The sequence below is a fragment of the Brevibacterium sp. AGC70 genome (assembly GCF_057334195.1).
This window is the reverse complement of sequence record NZ_JBHFIH010000001.1, coordinates 209,940-222,397: the sequence shown is the minus strand read 5'-3', so window position 1 is coordinate 222,397 and position 12,458 is coordinate 209,940. Positions and strand designations below refer to the sequence as shown.

At 63.0% G+C, this 12,458-nt stretch carries 14 protein-coding genes; 10 read left to right on the top strand and 4 right to left on the bottom strand.

The annotated features are described in order from the left end of the window. The first annotated feature begins 13 nt into the window (after nt 1–13). From thiL to ACE03M_RS00945, 5 genes are read left to right on the top strand one after another with little or no spacing between them, the layout of a single operon-like run. Complete coding sequence (gene thiL / locus ACE03M_RS00965) at nt 14–1,048, top strand: thiamine-phosphate kinase (RefSeq protein ID WP_143922472.1); 1,035 nt, start codon at nt 14–16, stop codon at nt 1,046–1,048. 1 nt (nt 1,049) lies between these two features. Further along, nucleotides 1,050–2,714 carry a DAK2 domain-containing protein gene (locus tag ACE03M_RS00960; RefSeq protein ID WP_485932238.1) on the top strand — a complete coding sequence of 555 codons (1,665 nt, stop codon included), beginning with the start codon at nt 1,050–1,052 and terminating at the stop codon, nt 2,712–2,714. Further along, nucleotides 2,711–4,858 (top strand): ATP-dependent DNA helicase RecG, encoded by a 2,148-nt coding sequence (locus ACE03M_RS00955; protein WP_485932236.1) that lies wholly within the window; start codon nt 2,711–2,713, stop codon nt 4,856–4,858. Before ACE03M_RS00960 ends, ACE03M_RS00955 begins: the two co-directional genes overlap by 4 nt. Nucleotides 4,859–4,889: 31 nt before the next feature. Continuing rightward, nucleotides 4,890–5,654: an RsmD family RNA methyltransferase gene (locus ACE03M_RS00950; RefSeq protein ID WP_485932234.1), complete on the top strand. Its 765-nt coding sequence runs from the start codon at nt 4,890–4,892 to the stop codon at nt 5,652–5,654. Then, nucleotides 5,651–5,797 (top strand): hypothetical protein, encoded by a 147-nt coding sequence (locus tag ACE03M_RS00945; RefSeq protein WP_485932232.1) that lies wholly within the window; start codon nt 5,651–5,653, stop codon nt 5,795–5,797. The genes ACE03M_RS00950 and ACE03M_RS00945 overlap by 4 nt, the downstream gene beginning before the upstream one ends. A gap of 44 nt (nt 5,798–5,841) precedes the next feature. On the opposite strand, the gene ehuA is transcribed toward ACE03M_RS00945, so the two are convergent. The 4 genes from ehuA to ACE03M_RS00925 are packed head-to-tail and all read right to left on the bottom strand — an operon-like array spanning nt 5,842 to nt 9,000. Continuing rightward, nucleotides 5,842–6,660 carry an ectoine/hydroxyectoine ABC transporter ATP-binding protein EhuA gene (gene ehuA, locus ACE03M_RS00940; RefSeq protein ID WP_101571294.1) on the bottom strand — a complete coding sequence of 273 codons (819 nt, stop codon included), beginning with the start codon at nt 6,658–6,660 and terminating at the stop codon, nt 5,842–5,844. Then, the gene (ehuD, locus tag ACE03M_RS00935) at nt 6,647–7,306 is read right to left on the bottom strand and encodes an ectoine/hydroxyectoine ABC transporter permease subunit EhuD (RefSeq protein ID WP_143922476.1); all 660 of its coding nucleotides are present in this window, start codon (nt 7,304–7,306) and stop codon (nt 6,647–6,649) included. The genes ehuA and ehuD overlap by 14 nt, the downstream gene beginning before the upstream one ends. Further along, on the bottom strand, nt 7,303–8,094 hold the full coding sequence (gene ehuC, locus ACE03M_RS00930) for an ectoine/hydroxyectoine ABC transporter permease subunit EhuC (RefSeq protein ID WP_143922477.1): 792 nt from the start codon (nt 8,092–8,094) through the stop codon (nt 7,303–7,305). The genes ehuD and ehuC overlap by 4 nt, the downstream gene beginning before the upstream one ends. 24 nt (nt 8,095–8,118) lie before the next feature. Beyond that, on the bottom strand, nt 8,119–9,000 hold the full coding sequence (locus ACE03M_RS00925) for a transporter substrate-binding domain-containing protein (protein WP_143922478.1): 882 nt from the start codon (nt 8,998–9,000) through the stop codon (nt 8,119–8,121). 115 nt (nt 9,001–9,115) lie between these two features. On the opposite strand from ACE03M_RS00925, the gene ACE03M_RS00920 reads away from it, so the two are divergent. From ACE03M_RS00920 to rpmF, 5 genes are all read left to right on the top strand, one after another. Beyond that, a complete protein-coding gene (locus ACE03M_RS00920; RefSeq protein ID WP_485932230.1) occupies nt 9,116–9,877 on the top strand; it encodes a GntR family transcriptional regulator in 762 nt (253 codons plus the stop codon). After that, nucleotides 9,874–10,362: a pantetheine-phosphate adenylyltransferase gene (gene coaD / locus ACE03M_RS00915; RefSeq protein WP_485932228.1), complete on the top strand. Its 489-nt coding sequence runs from the start codon at nt 9,874–9,876 to the stop codon at nt 10,360–10,362. Before ACE03M_RS00920 ends, coaD begins: the two co-directional genes overlap by 4 nt. Nucleotides 10,363–10,365: 3 nt before the next feature. Beyond that, on the top strand, nt 10,366–11,553 hold the full coding sequence (locus ACE03M_RS00910; RefSeq protein WP_485932226.1) for an MFS transporter: 1,188 nt from the start codon (nt 10,366–10,368) through the stop codon (nt 11,551–11,553). Nucleotides 11,554–11,674: 121 nt separating this feature from the next. Further along, complete coding sequence (locus ACE03M_RS00905; protein ID WP_198397064.1) at nt 11,675–12,193, top strand: YceD family protein; 519 nt, start codon at nt 11,675–11,677, stop codon at nt 12,191–12,193. A gap of 2 nt (nt 12,194–12,195) precedes the next feature. Then, nucleotides 12,196–12,399 (top strand): 50S ribosomal protein L32, encoded by a 204-nt coding sequence (rpmF, locus tag ACE03M_RS00900; protein WP_009885115.1) that lies wholly within the window; start codon nt 12,196–12,198, stop codon nt 12,397–12,399. Nucleotides 12,400–12,458: the final 59 nt, after the last annotated feature.

Below are 12,458 nucleotides of genomic sequence, written 5' to 3'. Positions count from 1 at the left end.
ATAACCTTGAGCAATGACCCGACTGTCCGAACTTGGCGAATCACACGTGCTCGAACGCATCCTCTCTCACAATCACAGCGGCTCGCAGGTGATCATCGGACCCGGAGATGATGCCGCGGTGACCGCGGTGGACGGCAACCTGGTGTCGACCGCGGACATGCTCGTGGAGAACGAGGACTTCACCCGTGCCTGGCTCGACTGGGGCAGGCTCGGGATCAAAGCCGCAGCACAGAACCTCTCCGATGTGTGCGTCATGGGCGCCAGACCTCATGGGCTGCTGGTGTCGCTGGCCGTGCCGAACTCGACCGAGATTGAGGACCTCGAAGCGCTCTTCGCCGGGATCGTCGCCGAGGCGGGGCGTGCCGGTGAGGACCTGGGCTGCGAGATCCCGATCATCGGCGGAGACCTCTCGTCCTCGGGCCTCATCGTCATCGCGATCACCGCTTTGGGCACCGTCGCCGATCATGCAGCGATCACCCGCTCAGATGCGCGGCCGGGCGACTCGATCTACCTGGCAGGGACCATCGGACGCGCCGCAGCCGGATTGGATCTCCTCTTCGCCGGTGTCGACGGGGATGCTGAACTCGATGAGAGCCTCACGTCGCTCATCACCACCCAACTGGCTCCACAGCCGGACTATGCGGCTGTCCTGCAGATGGGAGCGGCCTCGGCGATGATCGATGTCTCCGATGGGCTGAGCACGGACGTGGGACGGATCGCGTCGGCCTCGGGAGTCCACGCTCGCATCGACCGCGCCTCACTCCAAGAGCTCATCGATGAGCTGCTGCCTGCCGCACGGCACCTGGCGGGCGCCATCGAGGGTGCCCAGTCAGGCGAAGGGACCGCACAGGCTGCCGCAGAGGCCGAGGAGTTGGCGTTGGCCTGGGTGCTCAACGGGGGAGAGGACCATGGCTTCGTCGCGTCGTCGGCGCAGTTCGACAGACCTCCGGTAGGCTGGCGGAGAATCGGAGAGATGAGAGTCGGCAACGGGGTCAGTCTCGACGGCGCACCGGTGCCGACGAGCGGCTTCAGCCATTTCGGGAAGTGACATGAGCGGACCCAATCAAGCCATCGGCCTCAACGGGCGTCTGGCCGCCAGGTGGGCTCGGCGGGCCGTTGATCGTCTGCGCAAGGAACGTGTCGAAATCGACGAACTCAACGTCTTCCCTGTCCCAGACGGCGACACCGGCACGAACATGTACCACACCCTGCGCGCCGCCTACCTGGCCGTCGAAGAACTCACCGGACCCGTCACGCTGCCCCAGGTCGTCGCGGCTCTCGCAGATGGGGCAGGACGCGGTGCTCGCGGAAACTCCGGACTCATCCTCGCAGTCGCACTCCAAGGCGTCGCCGATGCGCTGGAGGGCGTGACCGTAGCGACGCCCGAAGCCATGGCCGCAGCCCTCGAACTCGCCTCCGCCAGGGCCCGGCAGTCCGTGGCCCGGCCTGTCGACGGCACCATGCTCACGGTCCTCGACGCCATGGCCACGGAGGCTGCAGAGAAGGCCGAGAATGGGGCGAACCTCATCGACCTCATCTCCGCGGTGCGCCTACGCTCCCGCTCGGCACTGCGCGAGACCACAGGGCAGCTCTCAGTGCTCCGCGAAGCCGAGGTCGTCGATGCCGGTTCGACGGGGATCGTGGAGCTCTTCGATCTCCTCTACGCCACGGTCACCGGTCGGACACCGCAGGATTCGATGCTCGTCGAAGTCACCAGGTCACCGCGCATCATCCATCAGGCCAGTGCCGATGAGCTCGAGATCGTTGCCATCCTGGCCACGTATCCGGCATCCACCGATTCCGAAAAGACCACGAACACCCTCGCCGAGGCGCTCGATGACCTCGGCGGGACATCGATCGTCATCAACGGACCCAAGGTTCACGTCCACGTCGCCGACGAGGCCACCGCCGTGACCATTCTCGACCACCTCGCCGGCTACGGCATCGCCCGTCTGGACATGGAAGACCTTCGTCTGCACGAGGAAGAGGGCGAAACCCACCTGGTAGCCATCGTCTCGGGCACCGGGCTCCTCATGCACTGCGCGCTCAACGGGGCAAGTGCCCTGACACCGGATTCCGGTGACGTGCGGGCCATGACCAGGGACATCATCGCAGAGGAAGAACGTGCGGTCATCGTCGTCCCCAGCTCGACGACCGTCCTGAAAGCACTGGGACACGTCTCCGGCGGACAGGTGGTCCGTTCCCGCAATGTCGCCACTCTGCTTTCGGCGCTCGCAGTCCATGATCCCTTCGCCCCGTCCGCGGAGATCTTCGCCGATATGACCGAGGCTGCTGCCGGCACCCGTGTGGGCACCATCGTCTCGGCCGAACAGCTTGCCCTCAATCCGCCTACAGGTGCCCTGCCGGTCATCGACGATGTTCCGGGAGCGAGTTCGGGTCCTGGATCAATGCTCGACTCCAGCACGGTGGGCATGCGCAGGATTCCGCTCTCTCATCCCTCGCAGTTCTACCGGGTCTTCATCGACGGGAAGGTGAAGACCCAGAGTACCGAACTCACGACCCTGGTCGAGAAGCTCGCCGATCGCCTCCTGGGCGCCGGGGGAGAGCTCCTCACCGTCGTCCACGGTCCCGGGTGCGCACCCGATGTCCTCTCGCACCTGCGGGACTGGATCCGCAAATCACACTCTCAGGTGAGGTTCCAGGACATCGACTCGAGGGACCGGGCGACGCTCCTCATCATGGGAGTCGAATGAGCGCCCGCCTCGACGACTACTTCACCGCCCGAGACCGCGGTGCGCTCAAGAAGCGAGGGATCACCTCGGTGGCGGATCTCTTCCGCTTCTTCCCGCGCAGATTCCTCGTGCCCGGAGAGAAGACGCCCCTGGGTGGGCTCCCCTTGGGGGAGACCGCAATCCTCCAGGCCGAGGTCATCTCAGTAGACACCCGGCGCATGCAGAAGCGCCGCGGCACCATCACCGATGTGATCGTCCACGACGGACAGCAGTCGATGAAGATCGCCTTCTTCAACCAGCGCTGGCTGGACAGCCAGCTGGTGCCCGGACTCACCGTCGTCTTCGCCGGAAAGGTTGAGGAATACCGCGGTCAGCTGACCCTGAACTCGCCCACCTGGCTCAATCGGGACGAACACGATGAGAAGTGGACCCCGGAGGACCTCAACTCACCGTTCCCCGTCTATTCACGGGTCAAGGGCATCGCGCAGACTCGACTGTGGAAGGCCATCAAGGTTCTCCTCGACGTCGCCGATCCGGACGAGTTCGAGGACCCGCTGCCGACCGCCATGCGAGAGAACCTCGATCTGCCCGACCTGCGCACCGCATTCAACGACATGCATCGGCCCAGGTCAGCGGCGGCTACGGAGAAGGCCAAACAGCGTTGGAAATGGGAAGAGGCGCTCGCCCTGCAGGCAGAGTTCGTCTCCCGCAAGGCCGATTACGAAAAGCTCGAGGCCACCCCTCTGCTCAACGTCGGAGCCAGAAGCGAACGGTTCGACAACAGTCTGCCTTTCTACCTCACCGCCTCACAGCTGCGAGTCGGTGAGGAGATCGAAGCAGACATGGGCCGGAGGACGGCGATGCATCGCCTCCTCCACGGTGACGTCGGCTCCGGCAAGACCGTCGTGGCGTTGCGGGCGATGCTCACTGCCGTCGATTCGGGAGCTCAGGCCGCGATGCTCGCGCCCACTGAAGTGCTCGCCACTCAACATTTCCGCTCAATTGAGAGCCTCCTCGGCGACCAGATGGCGCTCAGTCCTCTGCTCTCGGGCGATGATCAGGTGCGAGTGGCGCTGATGACGGGGTCGATGCCGGCCCGGGAACGTAAACAGCTCGCACTCGATCTCGCCACCGGTCAGATCGACATCGTCGTCGGCACGCATGCGCTGATGTCGGATACGACGATGTTCGACAAACTGGGCCTCATCGTCGTTGACGAGCAGCATCGGTTCGGCGTCGAACAACGTGAGGCATTGCGGGCGAAAGCCGGACTCAAGGTTCCGCACACGCTCGTGATGTCCGCGACGCCGATCCCGCGGACCGTGGCGATGACAGTCTTCGCCGATCTCGATGTCTCCACTCTCGACGAGATGCCCGCCGGCACCAAGGACATCACCACCCACGCTGTGTCACTGGGCGACCATCCGAATTGGTTGGGCCGGGTCCTCCAGCTCATCGACGAGGCGGCCGAGGACGGCCGCGGCACATTCGTCGTCTTCCCGCGGATCGACCCCTCCGACATCGAAGATCCCGAAACGGGCGAGGTGGTCGGGAGCAGAGAGGGAATTGAGGACCTGCGGGACAAGCTTCAGAACTCCGATGAGCTCCGATCTCGTTCGATCGAACTTCTCCATGGGCGGATGTCTCCGGTGGAGAAGGACCGGACGATGGCTGCGTTCGTCTCCGGCGAGACCGACATCCTGGTCTCCACGACCGTCGTCGAGGTGGGAGTCGACGTGCCGCGGGCGACCATGATGGTCGTCTTCGAAGCGGAGCGATTCGGTGTCGCTCAGCTCCACCAGCTGCGCGGTCGTGTCGGACGAGACGGCAGTGCAGCCATGTGCTTCCTGCTCACCCAGGCTTCCGAGGCCGATGAGAGCTTCGAGCGCTTGAGTGAGGTCGCAGGCACCCTCGACGGCTTCGCCCTGGCCGAGTACGATCTCGGCGCCAGGGGAGAAGGCGATGTGCTCGGAGCCTCGCAGTGGGGAGGATCGTCGCTGAAGCACCTGTCCATTCTGCGCGATGCGCCGATCGTCGAAGAGGCGAGAACCATTGCGGAGAAGATCATCTCCGTCGACCCCGATCTGAGTTCACTGCCGGCCCTGCGTACCTTCATCAATAGAGTCCTGCCCGCCGAATCGGCTCACTTCATCGAGGCGAGCTGATGTCGGACCACCCCACTGAGGAGGAAGCGCAATGAGAATCATCGCTGGTGCGTTCAAAGGATCCAAGCTCGTCGCACCGGGCGGGTCCAATACCCGCCCGACCTCAGACCGGGTCAAGGAATCCCTGTTCTCCATGCTCGACGGCTACGGGGTCCTCCAAGCGGCGAATGTCCTCGACCTCTTCGCCGGCTCCGGCGGACTGGGGTTCGAAGCAATGTCCCGGGGTGCGGCCGAAGTCGATTTCGTCGATTCGGCCATCGCTTCGGCTCGGGCGGTCGCGTCGAATGCCCAGAAGCTCGGCATCGATCACTCGACTCGGATCCATTCCTCGGATGTCGTCTCCTTCCTCAGCTCCCAGCGTGTTCTGGGACTGCATGCGTCGGTGCAGCGGCGACCCGAAGGACACGCAGGAGCGGACGACGAGGGGCGAACACAGCTGGGCAACGGCCTTGATGAGGTTCAGGACGGCCAGGTGTTGGAGGCGCGCAGCGATCGCGATGACGATGAGGGCCGCATCTTCGACCTGGTGTTCATGGATCCGCCCTACCCGCTGGGGGAGGACGCCGTGACCCAGATCCTGGGTCGACTCGCTGGGCTCCTCGACATGGAATCCATCGTTGTCGTCGAGCGGGCATCACGAGCGCCCGAACCGACGATGCCGGCCGCCCTTGAGGTCTTCCGTTCGAAGACCTTCGGTGAGACCGCACTGTACTTCGTCCAGCTCAAGGCCGAATCTGAAGAGGCAGCCGATGTCGCCAACGGAGTGGGTGCAACGGCAGCAGACGAGTCGGCGTGAGCTCTCACCGTCCCTGGCACCGCACACCCTTGGTGTTCGCAGCCTGCGGGGTGGGTCTGCTGCTCCTCTGTGTGGCCATGGTGCTCATCGCCAGTGCAGTCGTCGTGAGGATCTGGCGGCTCGTGCGTCGCATCCGCAGCTGAGGTTCGTCGCAACGTTCGTGGGCCTCGGCGAATCGATCGTGAGGCTACTGCACGCTGGAGAGGAACGTACGCGTCCGCTCATGCTGCGGATTGTTGAAGATCTGATCCGGCGGGCCCTCTTCGAGTACCTGGCCGCCGTCGAACATCATCACCCGGTGTGAGACTTCTCGGGCGAACTGCATTTCGTGGGTGACCAGGAGCATCGTGATGTCGGTCGTCTCTGCGATATCGCGGAGGACTCCGAGGACATCTCCCACAAGCTCGGGGTCGAGAGCGGAGGTCACCTCGTCGAGGAGGAGGATCTCCGGACTCATCGCCAGTGCCCGTGCGATAGCCACACGCTGCTGCTGACCGCCCGAAAGGCGAGTGGGGTGCTCATCGGCCTTGTCTGCGAGTCCGACCTTGTCCAACAGCGACTTCGCCTCTGCCACGGCATCGGCCTTGGATCTGCCCAGCACGTGGATGGGCGCCTCGATGATGTTCTCGAGCACCGTCATATTGGGGAAGAGGTTGAACTGCTGGAAGACCATTCCGATCCGCGTCGTCATGGCGCGGGTCGTCTTCGACGGCAGTTCGACTCGCTTGCCGTTCTTCTCGGTGTGGGTCAGCGGTTCGCCGTCGACGAAGATGTAGCCGCCGGTCAGCTCCTCCAAGGTCATGACGAGGCGGAGGATCGTCGTCTTTCCCGAACCGCTGGGCCCGATCAGGGTCACACGCTCCCCGGGCGCGACAGTGAAGTTGAGGTCCTTGAGGACGGTGGTCTTGCCGAAGGACTTCTCCACTTCTTTGAACTCGATCGCCGGTGTGGCTGAGCTTGCGGGGTCTGCCGTCGGAGTTGATGAGGTGCTCTCAGTAGGTGGCAAGGCGCTTGTCCAATCGTTGGATGAGCAGGGACGTCGGGTAGCTGGCGGCGAGGAAGATGATCCCGGCCAAGGTGAAGGCCTCCGTGTAGGCGAACGTGGAACCACCGAACTGCTTCGCCGAGGTGACGAGTTCGACGACCGAGATTGCGAACAGGAACGGGGTGTCCTTGAACATGGCCACGGCGTAGTTGCCCAATGACGGGATCGTGGCGCGCAGAGCCTGCGGGAGCACGACAGCGGTGAATGTGCGCACCGGCGGCAGAGACAGAGCCGTTGCGGCCTCGTGCTGCCCAGGCGGCACGGAGTCGATGCCCGCACGGTAGCTTTCGGACATGTACGTCGAATAGTGGATGCCGATGACGATGCAGCCGACGGCAAGCGCCGGAATGCTGACCAGGCCGGGGATGTCCGAGAACGCGAAGTAGACGAACATCAGCTGCACGATCAGCGGCGTATTGCGGACGAAGGCGACGAGCAGTCTGACCAGCCAGTTGATCCAACGGGGCAGCGTGCGGATCGCAACGGCGATGAGGAGGCCCAGAATTGCGGCGATGACGGTGCCGACGACGGTGGCGATGAGTGTGTTGACGAATCCTTGGAGGAGGATCGGCAGTGCTTCGACCGCGAATTCCCAGTTCCAGGTCACAGGGCACCTCCGTATCCGACGTTCCCGGAACTCGGGCCGGAAACGGTCGTGGCACCGGCCTCGCGTTTTGATTCCGCGCGAGCATCTCGACGGGCTTCACGTCGATCGGACCGGGAGTTCGGGCGTCGGCGTCCCAGCCGTTTGGTGGCTTGGCGTTCGAGAAGGTTCATGAGCTCCTGAATCAGCCAGGCGATGACGAAGTAGATGACGAGGCCGACGGTGAACGCGAAGACGGTGTCGCCCGTTGACTGCCGCAGTTGTTGGATCTTGTCCGTGAGGTCGCTGAGCGTGATGAAGAAGACCACTGCCGTGCCCTTGAGGAGCTGGATGAGCAGGGTCGCCAGGGACGGGATCATCAGGGCCCACGCCTGGGGGAAGATGACGCGGATCATGCGCCTGGTCGGTGAGAGGCTGAGGGCGATGGCTGCCTCCCACTGGCCGGGGTTCACGGTCTTGATCGAGGATCGGACCACCTCGGCGGAATAGGCACCGTAGTTGAGCGATAGGGCACCGATACCGCACATCAGGGGATCGAGTTCGACTCCGAGAAGCGGAAAGACGTAGAAGAGCCAGAAGATCTGGACGAGCAGAGATGTGCCGCGGAAGAACTCGACGATGATCCTGGCAGGGATGCGCATCCAGGCGTGAGGAGAGGTCATGGCGAGTCCGAGGATGATCGCAATGATGATGGTGCCGATCGAGCCGGCGATGGTGAGGATGAGCGTTGTCTGAATTCCCTCCCACAGCTGTGGGAGGGAATTCAGCAACGTTGTGACATTGTCAGTCATGATCGGGAGTGACCAAGGACCGGATCAGGACTTGGCTGTGGGCAATTCGCCCTTGCACAGCTGGTCGGTCGTGATCTCGCCGTCAGGGCGTTCTTCCTTCGTGAAGCCGAAGTCGCCGACGACATCGAGGTACTTCTTCTCGTCGCCGACGATCTCGTCGAGCTTCTCATTCCACTTGTCCCGAAGTTCGGTGTCATCTGTGCGGAAGACCGTGGCGCCAGCACCGATCTGGGGAACTCCATCGATCTCCTGGACGAAGGATTCGCTGACCTCGACCCCGGCGTCCTTGTTGTTCTGCGCCATCCAGTTGAGCGAGATGCCGGTCAGGGCGAAGACATCGGCGCGGCCCGTGGTCACAGCGTCCATGCCGTCCTGGGGAGTGCCGACTTCCTGTGTCTTGAGGTCAAGGGACTTGGCATAGTCGGACTCGACTGCTCCGGTCATCGTCGCGAGCTTGACGCCCTTCTTCTTGACATCGTCGAGGTTCTTCATTCCATCCTGCTTGCCCTCCTTGGTCATCAGGGCGGTGGTGTACATGAACTCAGGATTGCCGAAGGCCGCCTGTTCGCAACGGTCGGGCAGGATCGACATTCCGGCGGAGATCGCGCCGAAGCGATCGGCGTTGAGACCGGGGATCAGTGAGCCGAATTCGGTGTTGACACCCTCGACGTCGTCGACGCCGAGCTCCTTGAAGACAGCCTTCGCCATAGCCACGGAAGCTCCTTGGAGTTCGCCGTCCTTCTCGAAGCTGTATGGTGCCTCACCAGCGAAGCCGACGGAGATCTTCCCGTCATCGATGGCCTTCTGGAGAGCGCTCTTATCGGAATCGCCTCCACCGCATGCTCCCAGTGTGAGCGTCAGGGCGATGATCGAGGTCGCGGCGGCAAGCCCCTTGATGGCTTTCATAGCTGTCCCTTTCATTGAACGTCGACACATCTTCGTGACATGCGTCTCAGGAACACTATTCAATACTTTCGTTGTCCGGATGTCACACTGTCAGACAACGTTATATGATCGTGATATGCCTTCACCCCCGACTTCGGAGCTCCCTGTCCTGCGCAAGGTCATCAGATCCTCGACAATCGACCTCATCGCCGATCAGATTCGGAACGCCATCTACAGCGGCTCACTGGCGCCAGGGCAGTCCATCAACGAGGTGCGCACAGCAGAGCTCCTCGTCGTCTCCCGGCCCTCACTGCGGGAGGCTCTGCAGCGACTCGTCAGTGAAGGGGTGATGACACACGCGCCCGGCCGCGGTGTCTGGGTCAAGCGGATGACGACCGACGACATCGATGACGTCTATGCCGTCCGCGAGGCCATCGAGGCGCAGGCCGTGAAGATCGTCATCCGATCGGGCAAGCCGATCGCCCGCATCCACCAGGCGCTGGCCACACTCGAGCTGGCGATCGAAGAGAACGCCGCCCGCGCCATCGGCGACGCCGACCTCGACTTCCATCACTCGATCGTCGCCTGCTCCGGGTCGGTCAGGCTCAGCGATCTGATGAAGGTTTCGATGGTCCACACCCGGCTGCTCTCACTCTCCGACCCGCGTGGATACGAGGTCAGGTGCGACCTCATCGAGACACACAGGGAGCTGAACGAGGCGATCGCAGCCGGGAACGAAGCACGGTCCCTGGCGGTCGTGGGCAGGGTCATGGCCGGAGCCGCTGCCCGACTGCACAACCCGCTGACGGAACCCGAGGCTGTCATCGTCAGGGCCGACGATCAGGACAAGCTCGTCGACGACCAGTGGTCACAGCTGAGGGATACGATGAAGGCATGAAGGTTGTCTGCCCCGGTTCCTATGACCCGATCACCATGGGTCATCTCGATGTCATTGCTCGCAGCGCCCGACTCTTCGACGAGGTGGTCGTTGCCGTCGTGCACAATCCCAAGAAATCCGGTCGTTTCGATCCCGAGGTCCGCGCCGATCTCATCCGCCGCTCGCTGGAGGAGGATGAGCGGACCCGAGAGACGAGGAACGTCACCATCGAGACCGTCGCCGGGGGCCTCCTCGTCGACTACTGCATCTCCATCGGAGCCCCTGCAGTGGTCAAGGGGCTGCGCTCGGGCACGGATTTCGCCTACGAACTGCCGATGGCTCTGATGAATAAGCATCTGAGCGAGTTGGAGACCATCTTCGTTCCAGGCAGCCCCGAGTACGAACACGTCTCGTCCTCGCTCATCAAGGAAGTTCACTCCGGCGGCGGGAACATCGAAGGTCTCGTCCCGGGCGCAGTGCTGTCGGCGCTGAACGCCAGCCGCTGACGTATGCCGATTCCCTCTTCCTCCTCTCGGGCGTGGTTCCTCGGCCTCATCTTCCACACCGTGGTCGCTCATGCCACCTACAACGGCGTGCGCGTCCTCATCTCCTACCGGACCCTGGAACTCGGCGGCAGCGGAGTCGTCCTCGGTCTCATGACCGCCTGCTATTCCCTTGTGCCGCTGCTCACGGCACTCCTCGTCGGCCGACTCGTCGACCGCGGATACGCCACCGCTGTGTTGTGGACGGGAACGATCCTGTCGATCGTGCCCGTCGGACTCGCAGCGATGGCACCCAACCTCGGCGTCCTCCTCATCGCCACGATGTGCCTGGGCCTGGGACAGCTGCTGACCACCGTTGCATCGCAGGCACTGATACCACAGAGCTTTCCCGCCTCGGCCCTGACCTCGAAGTTCGGCTACCTCACCCTCGGCGTCTCGATCGGGCAGACGATCGGTCTGCCCGTGGCAGGTGCCATCGCCGGCGCGACGGAGGGTGCCCCGCAGATCGTCAACGCCCTGTGGTTCATGACGGGGATCTCCGCGCTGACGCTGGTTGCTGCGGTCATCGTCATGCTCCGCGGCCGGACACCTCACGTCTCCCGCGCCGATGCGGCCAAAGGTGCCCGTACGCCCTGGTCCCTCCTCTCGATCCGGGGGATGAAGCCCGCGATCCTCGCCTCGATGACCACCCTGGCCGCCGTCGACCTGATGACTGCTTACCTGCCGCTCATCGGCCAGCAGAACGGGCTGTCGGTGACGACTGTGACGTGGCTGCTCACCTTGCGCACACTGGCCTCGGTGGTTTCGCGGCTGATCATCGGGATGCTCACACGCAAGTGGCGCAGCCTCTCGCTGCTGTGGACCGCCTCGGCGGCGGCAGGTGTCTGCATCATTCTCATCCCGGTGTTCACACAGCCGTGGATGCTGGCGATCCTGCTGATCCTGGCCGGATTCTGCTTCGGACTCACCCAGCCGCTGACGATGACCTGGGTCTCGACTCTGTCGGACCCGGCCAACCGGGCGGCGGTTCTGTCGATCCGCCTTGCCGGCAACCGACTCAGCCAGGTGGCGATCCCCTCGGCAGCCTCCCTGCTCACCATCGTCGCCGGGTCCGGGATCGTGTTCACGATCTCCGGGGCACTGCTCTTGGCTGCCGGTGGGGTGACCTGGCGCAACCAGCACGAGAAATGGTGACCAGGAACACCTGCGCAACCTCGCAGGCTCGATTGGTAATGACCGCCGATGATGACTAGAATGGTGAGTCGCGTGTGAACGCAGGAGTAAGCATCCTCAATCACGTAAAGGAGGAGTGAGCATGAAGAAGCAGTCTGAGTTCGTCTACGATCTCAGGTCGATGGGATTGCTCGGTCATCCTGGTGAATGGGAACGGGTGAACACCACCCTGTCTGCTCCAGCGGATCTCAAGATCGAAGTGATCGGGGTCGCAGAAGGTTCACCACTGACACTCGAGCTGATGTTCGAAAGCGTGTCGGAGGGAATCTACGTGTCGGGCACAGTCTCGGCCACGGCCCGCGGCGAAGATGTGAGGACTCTCGACGAAATCGAGTTGCCTATAGATGTCGACATCCAAGAGATGTATGTCTATGAGCAGGCCGATGGCGACGAGGATTCCTACCTCATCGACCGCGATCAGCTCGACCTTGAGCCCGCGATCAGAGACGCTGTTGTCATGGCTCTGCCCTTCAGTCCGTCAAAGGACCGGAGCGAAGAGTTCAGCTTCACCCTCGGTGAGGACCTTGAGGTCGACGACAGCGAATCGGATTCGCCGTTCGCATCATTGAAGAGTTTGTTGGATGAGAAGAAAGAGAGCTAGACGTGGCTGTTCCAAAGCGTAAATTGTCGCGCAGCAACACCCGCCACCGTCGTTCGCAGTGGAAGGCTCAGGCTCCCAGCCTGGTCAAGACTGTGGAGAACGGTCGCGTTGTGTACTCGCGCCCTCACCAGGCCAAAGTTGTCGAAGACGCAGCCGGCACCCCGCTGTTCCTTGAATACAAGGGACGCAAGGTCGCTGACGTCTGACCTGTGGACACTGACACCACAGCAGAACTGCAGAAGAGTCTCGGGATCGATATTGATCC